This window comes from Kurthia huakuii LAM0618 (genome assembly GCF_000505545.1).
Taxonomy (GTDB): domain Bacteria; phylum Bacillota; class Bacilli; order Bacillales_A; family Planococcaceae; genus Kurthia; species Kurthia huakuii.
Genome location: NZ_AYTB01000012.1, coordinates 58,809 through 76,767 on the forward strand (window position 1 = coordinate 58,809; position 17,959 = coordinate 76,767).

The 17,959-nt window shown below is 40.7% G+C and carries 18 protein-coding genes and 1 other annotated feature; of the genes, 5 read left to right on the forward strand and 13 right to left on the reverse strand.

Features of this window, described 5'->3' with window-relative positions; translation table 11 throughout:
* Positions 1-511 precede the first annotated feature (511 nt).
* Entirely contained in the window at positions 512-1,858 is a 1,347-nt protein-coding gene (gene brnQ / locus V514_RS0109230) for a branched-chain amino acid transport system II carrier protein (RefSeq protein WP_029499670.1), read from the forward strand.
* A gap of 93 nt (positions 1,859-1,951) precedes the next feature.
* Here brnQ and V514_RS0109235 read toward each other — a convergent pair whose 3' ends face one another.
* Complete coding sequence (locus tag V514_RS0109235) at positions 1,952-2,515, reverse strand: YdcF family protein (RefSeq protein ID WP_029499671.1); 564 nt, start codon at positions 2,513-2,515, stop codon at positions 1,952-1,954.
* 195 nt (positions 2,516-2,710) lie between these two features.
* Between V514_RS0109235 and V514_RS18965 the strand changes: the two genes are divergently transcribed.
* Positions 2,711-4,405: a methyl-accepting chemotaxis protein gene (locus V514_RS18965; RefSeq protein WP_029499672.1), complete on the forward strand. Its 1,695-nt coding sequence runs from the start codon at positions 2,711-2,713 to the stop codon at positions 4,403-4,405.
* A gap of 44 nt (positions 4,406-4,449) precedes the next feature.
* On the opposite strand, the gene V514_RS0109245 is transcribed toward V514_RS18965, so the two are convergent.
* A complete protein-coding gene (locus V514_RS0109245) occupies positions 4,450-4,833 on the reverse strand; it encodes a hypothetical protein (RefSeq protein WP_029499673.1) in 384 nt (127 codons plus the stop codon).
* 202 nt (positions 4,834-5,035) lie between these two features.
* Here V514_RS0109245 and V514_RS0109250 point away from each other — a divergent pair, with 202 nt between their 5' ends.
* On the forward strand, positions 5,036-5,902 hold the full coding sequence (locus tag V514_RS0109250; protein ID WP_029499674.1) for a YitT family protein: 867 nt from the start codon (positions 5,036-5,038) through the stop codon (positions 5,900-5,902).
* Positions 5,903-5,940: 38 nt separating this feature from the next.
* On the opposite strand, the gene V514_RS0109255 is transcribed toward V514_RS0109250, so the two are convergent.
* The 8 genes from V514_RS0109255 to V514_RS0109290 form a co-directional block, all read right to left on the reverse strand.
* Positions 5,941-6,957 (reverse strand): 5-methylcytosine restriction system specificity protein McrC, encoded by a 1,017-nt coding sequence (locus V514_RS0109255; RefSeq protein WP_029499675.1) that lies wholly within the window; start codon positions 6,955-6,957, stop codon positions 5,941-5,943.
* 3 nt (positions 6,958-6,960) lie between these two features.
* Positions 6,961-8,292 carry an AAA family ATPase gene (locus V514_RS18970; RefSeq protein ID WP_029499676.1) on the reverse strand — a complete coding sequence of 444 codons (1,332 nt, stop codon included), beginning with the start codon at positions 8,290-8,292 and terminating at the stop codon, positions 6,961-6,963.
* 317 nt (positions 8,293-8,609) lie between these two features.
* Positions 8,610-8,837 carry a sulfurtransferase TusA family protein gene (locus V514_RS0109265; protein WP_029499677.1) on the reverse strand — a complete coding sequence of 76 codons (228 nt, stop codon included), beginning with the start codon at positions 8,835-8,837 and terminating at the stop codon, positions 8,610-8,612.
* A gap of 109 nt (positions 8,838-8,946) precedes the next feature.
* Entirely contained in the window at positions 8,947-10,074 is a 1,128-nt protein-coding gene (locus V514_RS0109270) for an MBL fold metallo-hydrolase (protein ID WP_029499678.1), read from the reverse strand.
* 39 nt (positions 10,075-10,113) lie between these two features.
* Positions 10,114-10,677 (reverse strand): sulfurtransferase TusA family protein, encoded by a 564-nt coding sequence (locus V514_RS0109275; protein WP_029499679.1) that lies wholly within the window; start codon positions 10,675-10,677, stop codon positions 10,114-10,116.
* A 19-nt stretch (positions 10,678-10,696) separates the two neighbouring features.
* Complete coding sequence (locus V514_RS0109280) at positions 10,697-11,173, reverse strand: DsrE/DsrF/DrsH-like family protein (protein WP_029499680.1); 477 nt, start codon at positions 11,171-11,173, stop codon at positions 10,697-10,699.
* Positions 11,174-11,459: 286 nt separating this feature from the next.
* Positions 11,460-12,215: an RNA polymerase sigma factor SigB gene (gene sigB / locus V514_RS0109285; protein ID WP_029499681.1), complete on the reverse strand. Its 756-nt coding sequence runs from the start codon at positions 12,213-12,215 to the stop codon at positions 11,460-11,462.
* Between the two features lie 221 nt (positions 12,216-12,436).
* Positions 12,437-12,997: a class I tRNA ligase family protein gene (locus V514_RS0109290; RefSeq protein WP_081715023.1), complete on the reverse strand. Its 561-nt coding sequence runs from the start codon at positions 12,995-12,997 to the stop codon at positions 12,437-12,439.
* A gap of 29 nt (positions 12,998-13,026) precedes the next feature.
* Positions 13,027-13,265, reverse strand: a binding site (T-box leader).
* 866 nt (positions 13,266-14,131) lie between these two features.
* Here V514_RS0109290 and V514_RS0109295 point away from each other — a divergent pair.
* On the forward strand, positions 14,132-14,560 hold the full coding sequence (locus V514_RS0109295) for a DUF1284 domain-containing protein (RefSeq protein ID WP_029499683.1): 429 nt from the start codon (positions 14,132-14,134) through the stop codon (positions 14,558-14,560).
* Here V514_RS0109295 and V514_RS0109300 read toward each other — a convergent pair.
* The 3 genes from V514_RS0109300 to V514_RS0109310 form a co-directional block, all read right to left on the reverse strand.
* Entirely contained in the window at positions 14,552-15,154 is a 603-nt protein-coding gene (locus V514_RS0109300) for a hypothetical protein (RefSeq protein ID WP_152528959.1), read from the reverse strand. The genes V514_RS0109295 and V514_RS0109300 overlap by 9 nt on opposite strands.
* Positions 15,108-15,623 carry an RNA polymerase sigma factor gene (locus tag V514_RS0109305; protein WP_029499685.1) on the reverse strand — a complete coding sequence of 172 codons (516 nt, stop codon included), beginning with the start codon at positions 15,621-15,623 and terminating at the stop codon, positions 15,108-15,110. The genes V514_RS0109300 and V514_RS0109305 overlap by 47 nt, the downstream gene beginning before the upstream one ends.
* 160 nt (positions 15,624-15,783) lie before the next feature.
* A complete protein-coding gene (locus tag V514_RS0109310) occupies positions 15,784-16,689 on the reverse strand; it encodes a DMT family transporter (RefSeq protein WP_029499686.1) in 906 nt (301 codons plus the stop codon).
* A 119-nt stretch (positions 16,690-16,808) separates the two neighbouring features.
* On the opposite strand from V514_RS0109310, the gene V514_RS0109315 reads away from it, so the two are divergent.
* Positions 16,809-17,681 carry a LysR family transcriptional regulator gene (locus V514_RS0109315; protein ID WP_029499687.1) on the forward strand — a complete coding sequence of 291 codons (873 nt, stop codon included), beginning with the start codon at positions 16,809-16,811 and terminating at the stop codon, positions 17,679-17,681.
* Positions 17,682-17,959: the final 278 nt, after the last annotated feature.

Genomic DNA, 17,959 nt, shown 5'->3' on the forward strand with positions numbered 1-17,959 from the left:
TTTTTCATAGCTACTTAGAACCACAACTTTCACTCAAAGACATAAATTAACTATTGACAGCGAATTGTCAGTTTGTTACGATAATTCACAACATAGAGCATACAAATTCATTGACGAGAACGAGTAAATCTTAGTGCAGTAGTTTAGAGAGCTGTTGAACTGGTGCAAAACAGCCTACTACCTTTGATTGAAAATCCTCTCCGAGAAGATACGCTGAACTAATAGTAAGCGCATCCGGTTGTCTACCGTTAATAAGAAAGCGTATGATTGTACGTTATTTAAGTGCTATTGAACGGTTTTGTTGCGAGTAAATCGCAACTTTCTTCATGATTTAGTGCTTCTGACGAGGCAAAGTGTCCATTTTTATGGACCTATTCGAATTTACTTTTGTAAAGGAATCGCGCAACCTAGCGATTCCTTTTTTCGATATTGCACGCTTCATTGCCACCTTCTGTTATTGATCTCGCTTTGTATGTATCTAATAATTTCATAGTAGAAAGAAGGGCTCTTTTTGAGTAAAAACAATGTTTCATTTTCAACCTATGCCTTGATTGGTACGATGTTATTTGGGCTATTTTTCGGTGCCGGTAACTTAATCTTTCCCATTCAACTTGGACAGCTCGCTGGAGAAAACTTTTGGCCAGCATTAATTGGTTTCCTTATTACAGCGACGGGCCTTCCACTCATGGGGATTTTAGCAATCGGCCTAACAGGAAGCAATGGCCTACGCGATTTAGGTAGTCGTGTGCATCCAAAGTTTGGCCTCATTTTTTCAGTAGCACTTTATTTAACGATTGGACCATTTTTTGCGATTCCACGTACAGCGACTGTGCCATTTACAGTCGGCTTTGAACCATTTATCGCACCGGAACATATCACGTTATTTTTAGCGTTATTTAGTTTCGTCTTCTTTGCAATCGTCTATTACTTCTCATTAAATCCAGCAAAGATTATGGATTACATTGGTAAATATTTAACACCGGCCTTTTTAATTTTTTTATTCGTGTTAATCATTATTAGCATTGTGAAACCGATGAGTTCATTCCAAGGTGCTGTTGGTGACTATGTCGACCACGCCTTTATTACCGGTTTTAAAGAAGGCTACAATACGCTTGATGCGTTAGCATCGTTAGCGTTTGGGATTGTCGTAATTAATGCGATTAAACAACAAGGCATTACCGATAAAAAAGCGATTGCCAATGCGACATGGAAAGCCGGCCTTTTTGCGATTTTATTAATGAGTTTAATTTACGGCTTCATTACGTATATGGGTGCCATGAGCGTTGGGACAATCGGTTCATTTGAAAATGGCGCGCTCATTTTTGCGGCTGTTGCCGAACATTATTTCGGTTCATTTGGTGCCATTTTATTAGCGATTATTATCGTCCTTGCTTGTTTAAAAACAAGTATCGGCTTAATTACGTCATGTAGTGAATTTTTCCATGAAGTATTCCCGCGCATTAGCTACAAATGGTATGTATTTATTTTATGTGCGGTATCGTTTACAATTGCGAACTTCGGTTTAAACAATATCATTACGTATGCGGTCCCTGTATTGATGTTCCTTTACCCACTCGCAATCGTGCTCATCATTTTGGCGTTATGCGCACCGTTATTTAACGCACGCCGCGCCGTTTTTGCGACAGCGATGTTCTTAACCTTTTTCATTAGTATTATCGATGGCTACACAGCACTTGTTGGCAGTGTTCCTGCAGCAAGCGTTACGTTCTTAAACAACATCGTACAAATTTACGCTGAGTTCCTACCATTTTATAGCTTAGGACTTGGTTGGATTGTGCCAGCGATTATTGGCGCGGTCATTGGCTATGGCTATACATTACTGAAAAAAACAGTGTAATACAAAGCTCGGTTGTGCACCGACCTGCTTCAAAATTGAACCACCTTTTTTCGAACATTAATCGAAGAAAGGTGGTTTTATTTGTCGCAAATTTTAATGCCCAACGAGCCATGTTTTAACAATCGCAGCCATTTCTCGTATATGCAATTGTAGCGTGACCGACTGCGGTGTACGAGCAGCTAAAACAGTTGCCGTCAGTCCGGCTTTTTTCGCTAAATACGTGGCGCGGTAAAGATGAAAATCATTCGATACGAGCGTCACCTCTGTCGTATTCTTTGGCAATAACTTTTTCGAATAGCGAATATTTTCAGTTGTTGACATCGATTGCGCTTCGGTCGTTATGCGCGATGCTGCGATGCCTTGCGCTACCAAATAGCGTGCCATCACCGCCGCTTCTGAAATCGGTTCATCGTCGCCCCTGCCGCCAGATACGATGACTTGAACATGCGGATATTTTTTCAAATACGGCACCGCTACATCTAAACGTTCCTTCAATGCTAGTGAAGGTTCGCCACTCGCCTTCACTTTCGCGCCTAAAATGATCATATACGCCGTTTGTCCTGTGGCAACCGGTTTCGTGCCACTGACAATGCATGCCCATAACAAGCCAATGACCGCAACGTTTAACACGATGATTCCAATGAACCATTTTTTCATTTCTATCCCTCCATTCTTATTTAAATAGTACGCTTTAACAATGCCAAAGTTGCTTAAAATAGCACTTACTAGATATTAGGGCTTGTTTTCGCTTATAAATTAGCATAAATGTCCCGTTTTACTACTTTCACTAGAATAGTATTTTATTATCAGATATAATAAAATGAATTTTCGGAATAAAAGGGGGTTTATGAAATGAAAAGTATTAAAACGAAGATTTTAGTTGTGTTACTAAGTATTACCGTCGCCTTTGGTGCTTTAATTAGTTACTCTATTTACACACTACAATCGACGTCTCATTCTTATGCAGAGCTTATCGATCATCAGGGGGAAGTACGCAACAACATTCAAGTAGTCGTCAGTGAATCGGTCAAACAATCGCTCGCTGTACGTGGTTTAATCGTCTCTACTGCACTTAAAAATGAAGAAGAATTTAATAAGGCAAAAGATGAAATTGACAATCGTCTACAACGTTCACAGCAGCTCGTGACATCGCAAAAAGATAAAGACGTACTTGCTTCGTTACTCGAACTTAACAATGATTTTGCAGCACAATTTAACGATATGAATACGTTAGTGAAAAATGGTGGGACACAAAAAGAAGCCATCGATTATTGGCAAACAAAAGTGTTTCCTGTTGGTCAAGAAATGATGAAAACAGCACAAGATTATGCGACTCAAGTAGCGCAAGATATGGCAAAAGAAAATGACGCTAACAATCAACATGCTGATCAAGTCTTTATCTTAATGCTTGTCCTAATGATTCTTGTAGTCATTGCAGCGGTTATTACGAGTCTTGTGTTTGCACGTGTTTTAGCGACGCCGATTACACGTGTAACAGATGCGACTAAACGCGTTGCCAACGGTGATTTAACAGTCGAAACGTTAGACGTACGCACAAAAGATGAAATCGGTGAATTAACAACATCGTTTAATCAAATGGTTGAAAACTTACAAAATCTTGTCGAAACAGTATCGGAAAGTAGTGAGCATGTCGCATCATCTTCCGAACAATTGATGGCAAGCTCTGACCAAACATCAAAAGCAACCGAACAAATTACGTCATCGATGCAAGAAGTCGCATCGGGTTCTCGTATGCAGGAAGATTATATTGACGATAATAAACGCGCACTAGAAGAAATGTCGGCTGGCGTAACGCGCGTTGCAGAAGCAACTCATTCCGTAGCCGAACTATCTGATAACGCCACACAAATTGCACAAGATGGTCAACACTCAATTGACCAAGTCATTACACAAATGAATCAAATTAGCACATCGACAAATGATACAGCACAGCGCATTAACTCGCTAAATGAACGCTCTACAGCAATTGCTGATATCGTTAGTGTCATTACTGATATTTCAGATCAGACAAATCTATTGGCGCTAAATGCAGCGATTGAAGCAGCGCGCGCCGGCGAACATGGTAAAGGGTTTGCTGTAGTAGCCGATGAAGTGCGCCATTTAGCTGAGCAATCCAAACAATCGGCAGATGATATCGCCACGCTGATTTCGGAAATCCAAACCGATACAAAACAAGCCGTTGTAGCGATGACACGCAGTTCTGAAGATGTCTCTGCGGGTATGAATGCGGTATCAGAAGCAGGCACAGGCTTTACGAAAATCAATGAAGCAATCGTTGATATTTCCGGTCAAATTATGGACATTACCGCAGTCGCGCAACAAATGTCCGCTTCTTCTACACATATTGTTAGTGCGATGCAACAAATTGCGACATTATCACAAGATGCTTCAGGTAATTCTGAAAGCGTCGCGGCCGCATCTGAAGAACAGTTAGCTTCGATGCAAGAAGTAACAGCAGCCGCTGAAGCATTATCTGAGCGTGCCGAAGCGCTCTTACAAGAAATTCGCTTCTTTAAAGTTCAATAATTAACAAAACAGGAATCGTGCCAACTTGGCGCCATTCCTGTTTTTTAGTGATGTGTCCAGCCGGTAACACGTAGATTCGCAAAACAACGAATATGAAATATATCTGCGGCGCGAATAGGAATAAGTTTAATACCGCGCTCGGTTGGCCATGTACGCGCAAATAACAATTTACCAGAGAGCTCCATTTGCGTGCCGTTTTCTAAACAAATGGTCCAGATGGGCTGATGCGCTTTATACGCGGCTACTTCATCAAGTAAAATAACGACTTCATCACAGTAGTGAATGACCGCGTAGCGATTGGCGTGTAATTCCCGGCAAATTTCACCGCGCAGTGCATCGGTATCACCGGTATTTTTAATCGCCTTTTTTTGATACTGTAGCTGTTCTCGTTCATTGCACGTCACGGCGTACATTTGGATTATACTCATCGCGCACACCCCCTTTTAATCGTTATTAAATTTTACCACGAAAACACTAGGCGACAATAGCTGCTTCATGAGCAATTTTTTACTAAATTAAACATTTTCCAAGAAATTTTCTGAAAAAAATACTTATAACTATGCATTTCAAGCGATTTTTCTTTAAAATAATAGATAGTACGACAATTTATAATAGAGCGAAGGAGATTTTATGGCAGAAACACAAAAGAAAAAATTGGGTAAGGCCTCGTTTAAAGCGCTAATGGTCATGATAGGCGCTTTAATTGCCGCTTATGGTTTAGAAGCCATTTTAATCCCAAATAGTGTATCGGATGGTGGCGTTACCGGTATTAGTATCGTCCTATCACAATTAGTTGGTTTACCACTTGGTGCGTTAATCGCAATTATTAATATTCCTTTCATTTGGCTAGGCTACAAACAAATTGGTAAAAGTTTTGCGTTCTATTCAATGCTTGGAATCGTGACATTGGCCGTTGGGACGATTGTTCTTCACGAAGTTGAAACGATTATCAAAGGCGACACGCTATTAATTACCGTTGTTGGTGGTATTATTTTAGGTTTTGGTATGGGTCTTGCATTGCGTAACGGTGGTGCGTTAGACGGTATTGATATGCTAGCGGTATTACTCGCACGCAGATTACCATTTGGGACGAGTGATTTAATTTTATTTTTAAATATGTTCGTCTTTATCCTCGTTTCAACGGTCTTTGGCTTAGAAGGTGCTATCCTGTCAGGCCTTGCTTACTTTATTGCCACGAAAGTTATTCATATCGTTGAAGAAGGTTTAAGCGGCTCCAAAACATACAAGGTCATTACGAAGGACCCGGATTTACTCGTTGAAACGATTCGTGACCGTCTTGGCCGTAGCGCAACACTTTCTGAAGTGTATGGCGGCTACTCTAATGAAATGTTTAAAGAAGTAACGTGTGTCATCAACCGTATGGAAGATACGAAGATGAAAACGATTATTTTCGAAACCGATCCAAATGCGTTCGTTACCGTCTATGATACGGCCGAAGTAAAGGGCGGGAATTTCAAGAAAAAAGATATTCACTAATAAAAAGAGGAATTGCGCATGAATCGCAATTCCTCTTTTTACGTGCGCTCAACTAACGCCATTAGCCGCTGATGAATCATTGTCCAATGCGCATTCAAATTAACGGTCGCGACCGTTAACGGATACCCATTTAGCTCGACGACTAAATCAAGCGGCTCATCAACTTGCGGATACAACAGCATTCCTTCCATAACCGGACGCACCTCGGCATTTTCTAAATAGCTATAGAGCTGATATAAATTTTGTGAATGCACACGCTCAGCACCGTAGCGCGTCGTCATGAGCGTATGTTCATAATATTTCGTATCAATAATGAGCTTACGCCGCGCATTCGTGATACAAATGTCGGTCTGCATTTTTGGAATCAGCGAGCGGTCCCCTGTAACGACGCGACCAACATGCCAATCTAAATATTCACGTGACACGTTATAATCAGGCAAATGCTGTTTATAAAAATTGCGTACAAAACGTTCAAAGAGCTCATGCATGCGATGTGTACGCTCAAAATCGATAAAACGTAGACGTCCATCCGCTTCATCAATCATCGTATAGTCATGAATGATGCGGCAAATGTCGAGCAATATGTGGTAATGTTGATTATGCCGATGAAATTGCCATGCCGCAAAATGCTGCGACGTCACTTGAATCGTCGTCACATCATGAAAATAACGCAACGACCGCTGGAGTTGACGTAGCGTGTCATTTGTAAGCGACTTATCACGACTAAGCTTTAGTAGCGTCGCCTTTAGTAGTTGATTCGGCACGATATCGACCGTAAATTCATCGACCTCACTCACAACGCGTGGTTGAGGAACAAGACGCATCGATTCGCGCATTACTAATTTGCCGCGCGGCGCCGTCGTTTCCTGTGCGGTCGTCACATATTCCTTATAAAAACCTCGCTTCATAATGGGTATCAAGCGGCGCACAAATGTTTGCGCAAATAACTCCAGCAATTCATTATCGCCTGACGCGGTAACAAAGCGCTCGCGTTGTTCCGGCAACAGCCCTGCGCTATAGCTCAGCATATAATAAATATTTGCAATCGGAATCATTCGCTACACCTCATAGCGAAGCTTCGCTGTTTCTGTGCGCGCAAGCTCCGGGTCATCAAACCAATATTCCAAAAGAAGTGGCTCGATTTCTAGGCGAATGACGCGCTCATACCACCGAACGGCATCGCCACTCGGTGCTGTAAAATAGCTATGCCCAATCATAAAGCCGCGTCCTAAATGCCCGTCTTCAGCAATAATCGTATTGAGTTTCGTCATTTTTTCGATCATAAAGTCGACGAGTACAACCGGCACTTCGCGGTCGAGTAAATACTGGCGAAATTTTTGGTTGTACTGCGGCTCAAGCGTTATAAATGCAAAGCGGCGGCGCAGCGCATAATCGACAACGGCAAGCGAACGGTCAGCGGTATTCATCGTCGCAATAATCGACACATTTTCCGGAATATAAAATGGCGTGTCATCATACGCCAGCGGGATCGCATACGCTTGGCCACGCTTATCTGCTTCGATTAGCATCATCAATTCGCCAAAAATCTTACTGACATTGCCGCGATTGATCTCATCAATAATAAAATAATACGCATGCGACGGGTCTGCCTGTGCCGTTTGACAAAACGTATAAAACACACCATTTTTCAATTCAAAGCTACCATCTGCCGTTGGTTTATAGCCCTGCACAAAATCATCATAGCTATACGACTGATGAAACTGCACCATGCGAATAAAATGTTCGTCTTTAAACGGCATTTGTGCATAAGCCAAATGCTTTGCGACAAATGTTTTCCCAACGCCTGGTGGCCCTTGTAGCATAATATTTTTCTTATAATCAAGTGCTTCTTCAAGCAATATCCACTGCGTTTCATCAAAAAAGAATTGCTGTTGTATCGCTTCTTTATCAACCATTAATGCCGCTTCAAACGGCGTATAATAAATGTGATTCGATGCTAAAAATTGCGCATATTCCACATCGTCAAACGCATAAAAATCCCAGGCAATAGCCGCGACATCAAGCGGCGTTAAAAAGTGCTCGATGTTGTCGTGAACGACACGAAATTCCTTTTCAAACCAAATCAATGGCTCATCATACGCCGGCGACAGCTCAATCTTCTCTTGCAACGTGTCATTTAACGCATCTAACTCTTTTTTTGTTAGCACTTGCTGAATACGCGACATCATCACCGGCGAGCCGTCATACCAATACAGCGCGTACAACGCGTCATTTGCGAGGTGCTCGTCGATAAATTGTTTCACTTGTGCGAGCTCTTGCCCTTCTTCGGTAAACCAATATTTATCAAATGACCCATCGCGATTATTCTGTTCAAAATGAAAATAGGCCATTGGATTTTCATCAAAATCAAATCGAATCACTACTGCCATGTGCTCACTCCCTTTATTCTATTCTAACATCATTTTAGCGCCTATTGAGGTTCCAGCGTATTTGGTGGATTTAACTAGCCGTCGAAAAAGAATGCTTATTACGCGCTTCATATACCCTTTACATTCGCTGTGTATACTGAAAGCGTAAAGTGAAGCAGCTCACTTTACTGTCATGTTTTACCGTTTGTGACTTCCCTCAAGTCACCGCAAGGCCAACATTAGGGTTTGAAACAACACAACCACACGTTTAAGTCGTGTGGTTGTGTTGTTTTCCCACAAAAAAAAGACGCCCACATCGGACGTCTTTTTGAAGAAAATTATGCTTTTTCGATATAGAACGTAATAACGTCGCCATCTTCTTTTTGTTCTAAGATGTTGTGGCCGCCAGCTTGTGCCCATGCAGCGAAGTCGTTTAATGCGCCTTTATCTGTTACGAATACTTCAAGTACTTCACCTGTTGCTAATGTATCCATTGCTTTTTTTGTTTTAACGATTGGCATTGGGCATGCGAAGCCTTTTGCGTCTAATGATTTTGTGATGTTCATGTATATGTCCTCTTTTCATGTTTTTAATGTAAGTGATTAATAGAATCTGCCGTTTGGGGCGGCTTTAGCGCAGTGTGTGACAATGAATTGCTCCAGCAAACTGCGAATATTAGCGTACAGCACAACGGTTTGGACCAATTTCCATTTCCGTTTGCTCGTCATTATTTGGTGTTACTTTCCCCATATTCACGTGACGAATTTCTTGGTACGCGTTTGGTTGTGGTGGTAAGTTATCTGTTACTAAGTGACGGAATTCGTCTGCATCGGCAACATTTAAGCCGTGGTTTTGTGCGAATAAATCACCTAAACGACGTGCCACTGTACCATCTTCATTTAATTCATCAATGATCATAAAGTGCGCTGGTAATACGATTAAATCTTCTGCTAATGTGCGGTAGCGGCTATACAATGTTTCGCGTAAATCTGCTACCCAGTCCTCAGCAAGACCTGCTAAGTCCGGGCGACCAATTGAATCGATGAATAAAATATCACCTGTTAATAAGAAACGATTGTCAACAACAAATGATGTTGAGCCGATTGTATGCCCTGGAGAGTATAGTGCGCCTACTTCGATTTGAGATGCGCCAATTTTTACTGTTAAGCCATCATCTAATGCTGTGTAGTCAAATACAACTTCCTCTGCATCTTTTTCTGGTAAATAGTATGTTGCACCAGTTTGTGCAGCGATATGACGGCCACCTGAAATGTGGTCAGCATGTAAATGTGTATCAAATACGTGTTTGATTGTCGCGCCTTTTTCAGCTGCAAAGTTTGTAAATACTTCTGTGAAACGTACCGCATCAATAATTGCTGCTTCGCCACCTGAAATAACCATATATGATAAGCAACCTTTACCTAGACGTACGAATTGATACAATTCGCCACCATCTGTTAAATCTGCTACTTTAATAGGTTCTAAATACATTGACCAAGATTTCATACCGCCCTGTAAATACGCAACATCTAAGCCTTCTTCTGATAGCATATCTGCTACCATAATTGATGAGCCTTCTTTTGCACAGACTACTAAAATGTCTTTGTCCGCTGGTAATTTCGGTAAAATTTCTTCTACACCATCTAATAATTCAAAGTATGGAATGTTTAAATACTCAAATTTATGGCCTTCGATTTTCCAGTCCGCAAATGCATCCGCATTACGAACATCTAAAATAAATAAATTGTCATTGTTAATTACTTTTTGTGCTACTTGTTGTGCAGTCCATGTTGATACTGTCATATCTTCTACCCCCGTAGGTATTATTTTTTTGAAAAAATTTTATAGTGTTTGCGCTGTTTCGCCTTGCCATTCGCTCATGCCTGGTAGGACGTTATAAACGTTTGTAAAACCGTTTGCTGCAAGTGTTTGTGCGGCTAAATCTGAACGTGTCCCTGTGCGGCAAATCACGTAGATGGCTTCCTCTTTATTTAATTCGTTCATGCGCGCTTCTAAATCGCCAAGTGGCATTGATACGGCACCTGGAATGTGACCGAATGCATATTCTGCTGCTTCACGAACGTCTAAAACCGTACCTGTTACGTTTGCTAACTCATCATTTGATGCCGTTTGTGTAAATGTTTTTTCTGCTGCATCTGCTTTTTCAGGATTGCATTTACGGATATAGTGGAATAATACGTCGCCCTCTTCGACTAACCCGATATATTGGTGACCTGTTGATTTTGCCCATGCGACTAAATCTGCTTTTGAGCCTTGATCTGTTGCTTGAATTTCAACTACTTGTCCTTCTTCTACTTCTTTTTCAATCGTTTTTTTCGTTTTCACGATTGGCATTGGGCATGCTAAGCCTTTTGCATCTAATACTACATCTGCATGAATTGTCATGTTTATTTCCTCCAATTAATTAAATAAATAAGTTGACGTTGCCTTGCTCCGCGTCTGCTAAATACGCTGCAACACCGGCATACGTTATATCATCAAGAAGCTCTTCTTTTTGAAGCCCTAATAAATCCATTGTCATCGTACATGTCACGAGTTTAATATCTTGCTCTTGCGCCATTTCCACTAATTGTGTCAATGTCAGTGCATTATGCTTTTTCATAACATGTTTAATCATTTTTGGTCCCATACCTAGCATTTGCATATTTGATAACCCGAGCTGTTCTGCTCCGCGTGGCATCATTTTAGCAAACATTTTTTCAAGGAATCCTTTTTTCACTGCTACTGGCTGTTGTTTGCGCAGGGCGTTAATACCCCAGAACGTATGAAAAATCGTTACTTCATGGTCATAAGCTGCTGCTCCGTTCGCAATAATATAGGCAGCCATTGCCTTGTCATAATCTCCACTAAATAATACGATTGTCGTGCGTTTCTTTTCCATTAAGTCCTCCGTAAATTACCCATGTAGGTATTAATTTATTGAAAAATAAAGCGCTGATTGTCAGCGAGTTATTCGTTCTTTTAAGTTATGTTGTGTGATGTCTTACAAGCTCTATATTAATACCCTATTAGGTATATGTCAACAACTTTTGATTATTTTTTTAAAAATATTATTAAATAGCCATTTATAACACATTAGATAACCACTTATTTCTTATATATATAGGGGTATATGTATTAAACAAAAAAAGAGATATCTATTCATCGATAGATACCCCCAGCCGTTATCAACTCATAACGGCCATTTTCAATTTATCGAGCGCAATCCGCTTAATACGCGACACATGCATTTGTGAAATACCAAGCTGCTTGCCGATTTCGATTTGCGTCATATTCGATAAAAACGTCAGCTCAATAACGTTACGTTCACGATGATCTAGTACTTGAATGCTCGCCTGCACCGCCATCATTTTTTCTAAATGCTCAAAGTTTTCATCGACTGTCCCAACAACATCAAAAAACGTGCGATCCTTGTCATCACTATCTGTTTCCATTGGTACATCAAGCGAAAGTGTATTGTAACTTGTCATCATTTCCATCGTTTCAAGCACTTCTTCTAAACTCGTATCCATCATTTGTGCCACTTCTTGAATCGTTGGCGAGCGTTGCAATTCTGTCGTCAGTTCTGCGACCGCTCGCTTAATTTTAGGACCTAATTCTTTTACCCTACGAGGTACATGCACATCCCACGTTGTATCGCGGATATAGCGCTTCACCTCACCTAAAATGGTCGGAATCGCAAATGCTTCAAAGCTGCGCTGAATCGACACGTCAAAACGACGAATCGCTTTTAATAAACCAATAACGCCTACTTGAAATAAGTCCTCTTGCTGCGCATAGCTTTTCACATAACGATTGGTAATCGAATAAATGAGTGATTTGTAATTGAGTACTAGTTGCGTTTGCGCTTCCTCATTATGCCCTTGCTGACACTGCTGAATCCACTGATGTACTTGCTCTTTTGATGCATACTTCGCTGTCATCGATATACACCTACTTTTTCATTGTTATGGAGCATTTACAAAAATTTAAAAACAATGAGCTTCTCTCAGTTTTCTACCCATTAAGTGTAAAAAGAAATCTTTTTTTCAAAAAAATAGGGTGAAAGATTCAACATGCCTATGTACTGTTATGCACATTTTATCCTTTTTATGGAAAAATAAAAAAAAGAGAAATCTCTCTACAAGACGATTTCTCCTTTTCATTATTTAGCACGTTGGCGTAGCTGTTCAAGCTCTTCATCAATTTTAGCAACATCAATACGTTCATATAATGGTGCAACATCGACAACGGCTGTTGGTAATGTTGTAATAACCGACCAACTTTGCGCTTCAATTGATAACATATGCGCTATTTTTTCACAGGCAAATGGAATAACCGGCTGTAGCAGTTGCGCAAAATTTTCAATTAATAACACACAAGTCGAAAGCGTTTGCGCACATTCCTCAGGTGCCTCGGTGAGCGTACGCCAAGGTTGTCTGTCATCAAAATAGCGATTCGCCGCGCGCACTTCATCAAACACAACTTCGAGCGCTTGTTTTAAATGCCCTGCTTCAATCAATTGACCAACCTCTTCATAGACGCTCTCTAAACGGTGGTATACAGCCTCATCAATCGCTACTTGTGGCACGCTTCCACCAAATGATTTTTCGATAAATTTCAAATTACGATTCACAAAATTCGCAAATGCGCCAAGTAATTCACTATTATGGCTATACACAAATTCGCGCCATGAAAAATACTCATATTCATTTCTCCTCCTCATAAAAAAAAAACGCCCTAATCGACAAAGTCGATTAGGACGAATAGTATCGTGGTACCACCTAAATTTACTAATTGCTTACACAACTAGCCTTCATCAGTACGTGTTCATACTGCTCCTGTTGTAACGAGTGGCTTCTCGCTGCAGCCTACTATAAATTCGGTGCAGGGCTCGAAGGTCATGTTCAGTCTCCGTCATATGCTTCATTTCCACCATCAGAAGCTCTCTATATCATGCGTCAAGACGTACTCTTCCTTTTCTTTGCCTTGTTATTTTTACAAGGACCATCGTATCATTTTTCAAATTATTTGACAACTTTTTTCGCGAGGCGTTTGACAAATGACCTCAAACAACGTGCCATCACTCAACAAGCTAACTCGCATGACAATTTGGCTAGAAGCTCAAGAAGCGTGTTTTGGATACAACATAGTTGAAAATAAGTGCCAAACAAGGTCAATAAACGCATAGAAAATAGCGCTTTTAGTAAGCATCATGCACAAAGCTGTCAATGAAAATTTTTATTTATTATTAAAAAGCATATCATTATTATTTTCAAGAAATGATTTTAGCCCATTTTCACCCGGAATGAGCAAAAAGGGGGGCGTTTTGCGTCTCTGACGGGTCATTTCAACACAAAAAATACGACGGTTAAATGAAGAATGTCATTTATTCAAAAACAGACAAAATGCGACACGCTACGTTAGATCCTTCAACTAGCGTGTGTGGAAATAGCTCATTATCGCCGTAAAAAGGAGCAAAATTGAATCGTAACGGGCATTTTTTGTCCGCTTTTTTAGGAGCCTCGTTACAAAGATGTAGTAACTATCGCCAAATAAATAGTAGTTATTTGAGAAAGTGACCGATAGAAACAAATGATTATCTTTTTTTTAGGTTGATTCACATAATGTTGTCACATATTTATAATTATGTTGTATTCAAAACACGCTTTTCGAGCTCAAAGCTAATTTCTCATAGCCAGTTGCTGCCATCGTTCTCTATTTTCGAACGCCCATCAAAATTACGTTAAGACGTCACAACTCAACTGCTAACACACATAACATGATTTAATGATTGTTTTTTAAAAAAAATTGAGTTAACATTAAATAAAATAAAGTTAACTCAAATGAGGTGAACGCGATGTATCAATTACGAGGACATCATATTTTTTGTATGGTTGGCTATCAAGGCGCTGGCTATTCTGCTGAATATGCTGCGAATATGACTGCCGTCCATACGAAACTACAGCAAAACCCACAAAAGCTCGTACAAATTATTAGCGGTCCTGATATGCTCTGTGCAAAATTTCCATGCGATCAAGAAAACCATTGTGAAGAACGTCGCATTTATGAACGAGATGCGGCAATCTTAGCATTTCTTGGTTTACATGTCGGACAAATTGTCACATGGGAAACGATAGAGCAACGCTTAAAAATTTACGCAAAGCCGGATAGCATTCAAAAATTATGCGGAGATTGTACGTGGCGTAAATTTGGCTATTGCGAACATGGTTTAAATCATGTGTTAGATGGTCATGGCTTACAAGGCGTAAAAGCGCCGCTACCATAGTCCTTCGCGTTCATCAACGAGCTCACATATAGTGGACGCGCGGTAAAAAAAGAGCGCATACAATACAGCAATAATCAATAAGCTAACACCGACTGGCCAGTCCATCATGCGAAATACAAACGGTTCAAGCTGTAACATCGCAATTAAGTAAAGCTGCAGTGCAAAATATTTTTTTGCCATGCGTAGGCGAAATGTTGTAATACCACAATGTGGGCAAGGTGTTTTACCTTTCCACATTTTTTTGCGTGCATAGCGGTTAGTTAGTTCCTGACCGCATGCAGGACAATAAAGTGGACGTGCATAGCGATACAGTAAAAAAACATACACGACATTGCTTATAAGGACGACTAACGTTGCGAATAAGCCGAAAAAGGCATGCCAATCCATCTCATTTTTTGCGCCATTATGTAGAGGTTGCTGCAACGCCGGAAGCAGCGTAAGTATAAATACAAACGCAACGCCCACCCACACGACACTCACAACAATAGGCTTACGCGTACGTTTTGGCGCTTGTTGCGTACATTTTTCGAGCTGTGTCAATTCTTCATCAGTCAATGTCATAGACTGTAGTTCCACTTCGAGCTGCTTCTTCATCAAAATCCCCCTTCACTCGTTGTTTTAAATGCGCGCGCGCTCGCTGTAACCGACTGCGTACTGCAGATGGTGTCAATGCTAAAAATCGCGCAATTTCAGGCGTCGTCCATTCTTCGAAATAATGTAAGATAATGACTTCACGTTCTTTAAATGGCAAGCGATGGATCGCATCAATCAAACTTGCTGTCCGCTCTTTTTGCAATATAATATGTTCTGGTGTTTGAAAATCAACACGGTCTGTCATCGGCTCGTACCACTTTTTCTGTTTGCGCAATAAATCGTGACACACATTGATTGTCATGCGCACTAAATACGTTTTCACGTCACTATCACCGCGAAATTGTGCATGTTGTTTCATACGCTTTAACCAAACTTGCTGCACCACATCTTTGGCAAGTTCACGGTCTTTTACGTACAAATAAGCGATTTTATGTAAATAAACGCTATGTAGCCGAATTTCCTCTTCCATTCTCTCCCTCCCTTACTTATTAGACGTCACTCGAGCGTAAAACGTCCCACATAAATTAAAAAAATGCTTCCTCTAAAAGAGAAAGCACGAAAATTAAGTTTAGTTGCATGGCGAAGAGTTAGCGCTCTACTTTTTAGCACCATACAATGTCTCATTATTATTATGTTTCCGCGCGTTCAACTGCGCGGAACAATCGTAGATCGAGTTTTGCAATAATGACACCGACAAGCATAAATGCCGCGCCAACATATCCTTGTGTTGTTAAAACTTCATGTAAGAATACGTACGAGAACGCAATCGTAAACACCGGTTCTAATGAGAAAATTAAACCGGTACGAATCGGCGTTGTATATTGCTGCGCTACTGTTTGACCGATAAAGCCACACGCGCTACATAAAATACCTAGACCGAGCACTGCTACCCATGCAGTCGGTGTTTCAGGAAGTTTTGGTGTTTCAAAAATGATTGATAAACCTAACCCCCATAATGCTGTAAACGCTAATTGCCAAATACCGAGCGCGAGTGCATCGCTCTGCGTCGCTACGCGGTCCGTTACTAAAATGTAAACAGCGTAGAAAAAAGCCCCGACAATAATTAATAAATCTCCGCTACTGATGCCAAAACCTTGTGTCATCGTCATCAAACAAATACCGACAAATGACAATACGACGCCGACAAGCACATGGCGCTCTGGACGCTTTTTGTATAAAAATGCTAATAATAATGGCACAAATACGACCGCTAAACTAAATAAGAAGCCCGCGTTTGACGCAGATGTTGACTGCATCCCAATCGTTACGACAACGAGTGAAGCAAACAATAATGTACCGAGTAATGCCGCATGTTTTAACATCAACCACGTTGTTTTCAACATTCGTTTATAAAAAATAAGTCCTGCTAGTACAAAGGCAATGCCAAAACGCAATGCTTGCAAATTGTACGGTTCGATTGAGCCTAAGCCCATTTTGATAAATAAATATGAGGCGCCCCAAAATAATGTCACGACGACCATAATTAAATCTCCGCGCATTTGCAATTTCGAGTTCCGTTCTTTCGACTCGTGCATTTTGTATCACCAAACCTTTCAAAATAATATAAAACTTATTATAATAGCCTTAGAAACATAAGAAAAATGAATGTTTTTGACCATTTACATGAAAAAAATTCATCTAAGGAGAAATCGACATGTCTCTAGCAAAATTTGAAATCATTAGCACAATTATTGAATTAGGCAGTTTTGCAAAAGCCGGCGACAAACTTGGCTTGACGCAGTCTGCCGTTAGTCATGCTGTGTCAAGTTTAGAAAAAGAATACGGCTTTTCATTGTTGACGCGCGGCAGGTCAGGTATCCAGCTCACATCAAATGGCGAGCGTATGCTGAGTTATATGCACGCGATGTTGAAGCTACAAAAAGAAATGGAACAAGAAATTGCCAACATTAATGGCCTCGTTGTTGGCGAAGTGCGCATCGGCACCTTTTCAAGTGTGTCATCACAGTGGCTCCCAGAAATCTTACAAAAATTTACCGAACTTTATCCAGATATTGATATTCAACTGTATGAAGGCGACTACGATGCGATTGAATCGTGGATTGCCAATGGCTATGTCGATTTTGGTTTTGTATCACTCCCAACATCGTATCAGTTTGATGTCATTCCGCTCAAAAAAGATCGGATGGTCTGTTTTGTCGAAGAGCATCATCCGTTTACAAAATTGGACGCGGTGACGTGGGCGGATATTAAAGAGCAGCCATTTATTCGGGCAAAAAAAGGGAGTGACAATGACTTACGCCGCATTTTAAAGCAGCAGCAAATCATTCCAAATGTGCGCTTTGAACTCGCTGATGACCAGGCGATTTTTTCGATGGTGTCGCATGGTATGGGCATTAGTGTACTGTCGGAATTGGCGATGTTTCGCATTCCAAATAATATTGAAATTATTAAACTTGAACCAGAGGAATATCGTACGATTGGCATTGCGGCGCCGTCATTTAAAACGATTGCGCCTGCAACGAAGCGTTTTATTAATTATTTACAACGGTATGTTGAACAAAAATAAGTTTAACGTCTTTACAAACTGTTCTAAAAATCGGAGACAACATCAAAAGAAAACGACACTTTCAATCTTTGAAGGTGTTTTTTGATGGCAAAAAACAAGCGTATTCATACGAAACAAAATTGAAGCCATTGAAATGAAATTAGCAAAGTGAAACCACCTTTCTTCAGTTACATACCGAAAAAAGGTGGTTCGAGAAGAATTTGACGGCGACTCCTATGGGAATAGTATGAGCGGAAGACCCCAAGCGAGGAGGCTTCTGCCATGCCCCAGGAAAGCGT

What these genes read in the sequence shown, in the direction of transcription:
- V514_RS0109280 (WP_029499680.1), bottom strand. Translation starts at nt 11,173, where the DNA reads ATGGAAAAGAAACGCACGACAATCGTATTATTTAGTGGAGATTATGAC.
- V514_RS0109310 (WP_029499686.1), bottom strand. Translation starts at nt 16,689, where the DNA reads ATGCACGAGTCGAAAGAACGGAACTCGAAATTGCAAATGCGCGGAGAT.
- V514_RS0109275 (WP_029499679.1), bottom strand. Translation starts at nt 10,677, where the DNA reads ATGACAATTCATGCAGATGTAGTATTAGATGCAAAAGGCTTAGCATGC.
- V514_RS18970 (WP_029499676.1), bottom strand. Translation starts at nt 8,292, where the DNA reads ATGGCAGTAGTGATTCGATTTGATTTTGATGAAAATCCAATGGCCTAT.
- V514_RS0109290 (WP_081715023.1), bottom strand. Translation starts at nt 12,997, where the DNA reads ATGAGGAGGAGAAATGAATATGAGTATTTTTCATGGCGCGAATTTGTG.
- V514_RS0109265 (WP_029499677.1), bottom strand. Translation starts at nt 8,837, where the DNA reads ATGAACATCACAAAATCATTAGACGCAAAAGGCTTCGCATGCCCAATG.
- V514_RS0109255 (WP_029499675.1), bottom strand. Translation starts at nt 6,957, where the DNA reads ATGATTCCGATTGCAAATATTTATTATATGCTGAGCTATAGCGCAGGG.
- V514_RS0109295 (WP_029499683.1), top strand. Translation starts at nt 14,132, where the DNA reads ATGTATCAATTACGAGGACATCATATTTTTTGTATGGTTGGCTATCAA.
- V514_RS0109245 (WP_029499673.1), bottom strand. Translation starts at nt 4,833, where the DNA reads ATGAGTATAATCCAAATGTACGCCGTGACGTGCAATGAACGAGAACAG.
- V514_RS0109235 (WP_029499671.1), bottom strand. Translation starts at nt 2,515, where the DNA reads ATGAAAAAATGGTTCATTGGAATCATCGTGTTAAACGTTGCGGTCATT.
- V514_RS18965 (WP_029499672.1), top strand. Translation starts at nt 2,711, where the DNA reads ATGAAAAGTATTAAAACGAAGATTTTAGTTGTGTTACTAAGTATTACC.
- V514_RS0109305 (WP_029499685.1), bottom strand. Translation starts at nt 15,623, where the DNA reads ATGGAAGAGGAAATTCGGCTACATAGCGTTTATTTACATAAAATCGCT.
- V514_RS0109315 (WP_029499687.1), top strand. Translation starts at nt 16,809, where the DNA reads ATGTCTCTAGCAAAATTTGAAATCATTAGCACAATTATTGAATTAGGC.
- V514_RS0109270 (WP_029499678.1), bottom strand. Translation starts at nt 10,074, where the DNA reads ATGACAGTATCAACATGGACTGCACAACAAGTAGCACAAAAAGTAATT.
- sigB (WP_029499681.1), bottom strand. Translation starts at nt 12,215, where the DNA reads ATGACAGCGAAGTATGCATCAAAAGAGCAAGTACATCAGTGGATTCAG.
- V514_RS0109300 (WP_152528959.1), bottom strand. Translation starts at nt 15,154, where the DNA reads ATGAAGAAGCAGCTCGAAGTGGAACTACAGTCTATGACATTGACTGAT.
- V514_RS0109250 (WP_029499674.1), top strand. Translation starts at nt 5,036, where the DNA reads ATGGCAGAAACACAAAAGAAAAAATTGGGTAAGGCCTCGTTTAAAGCG.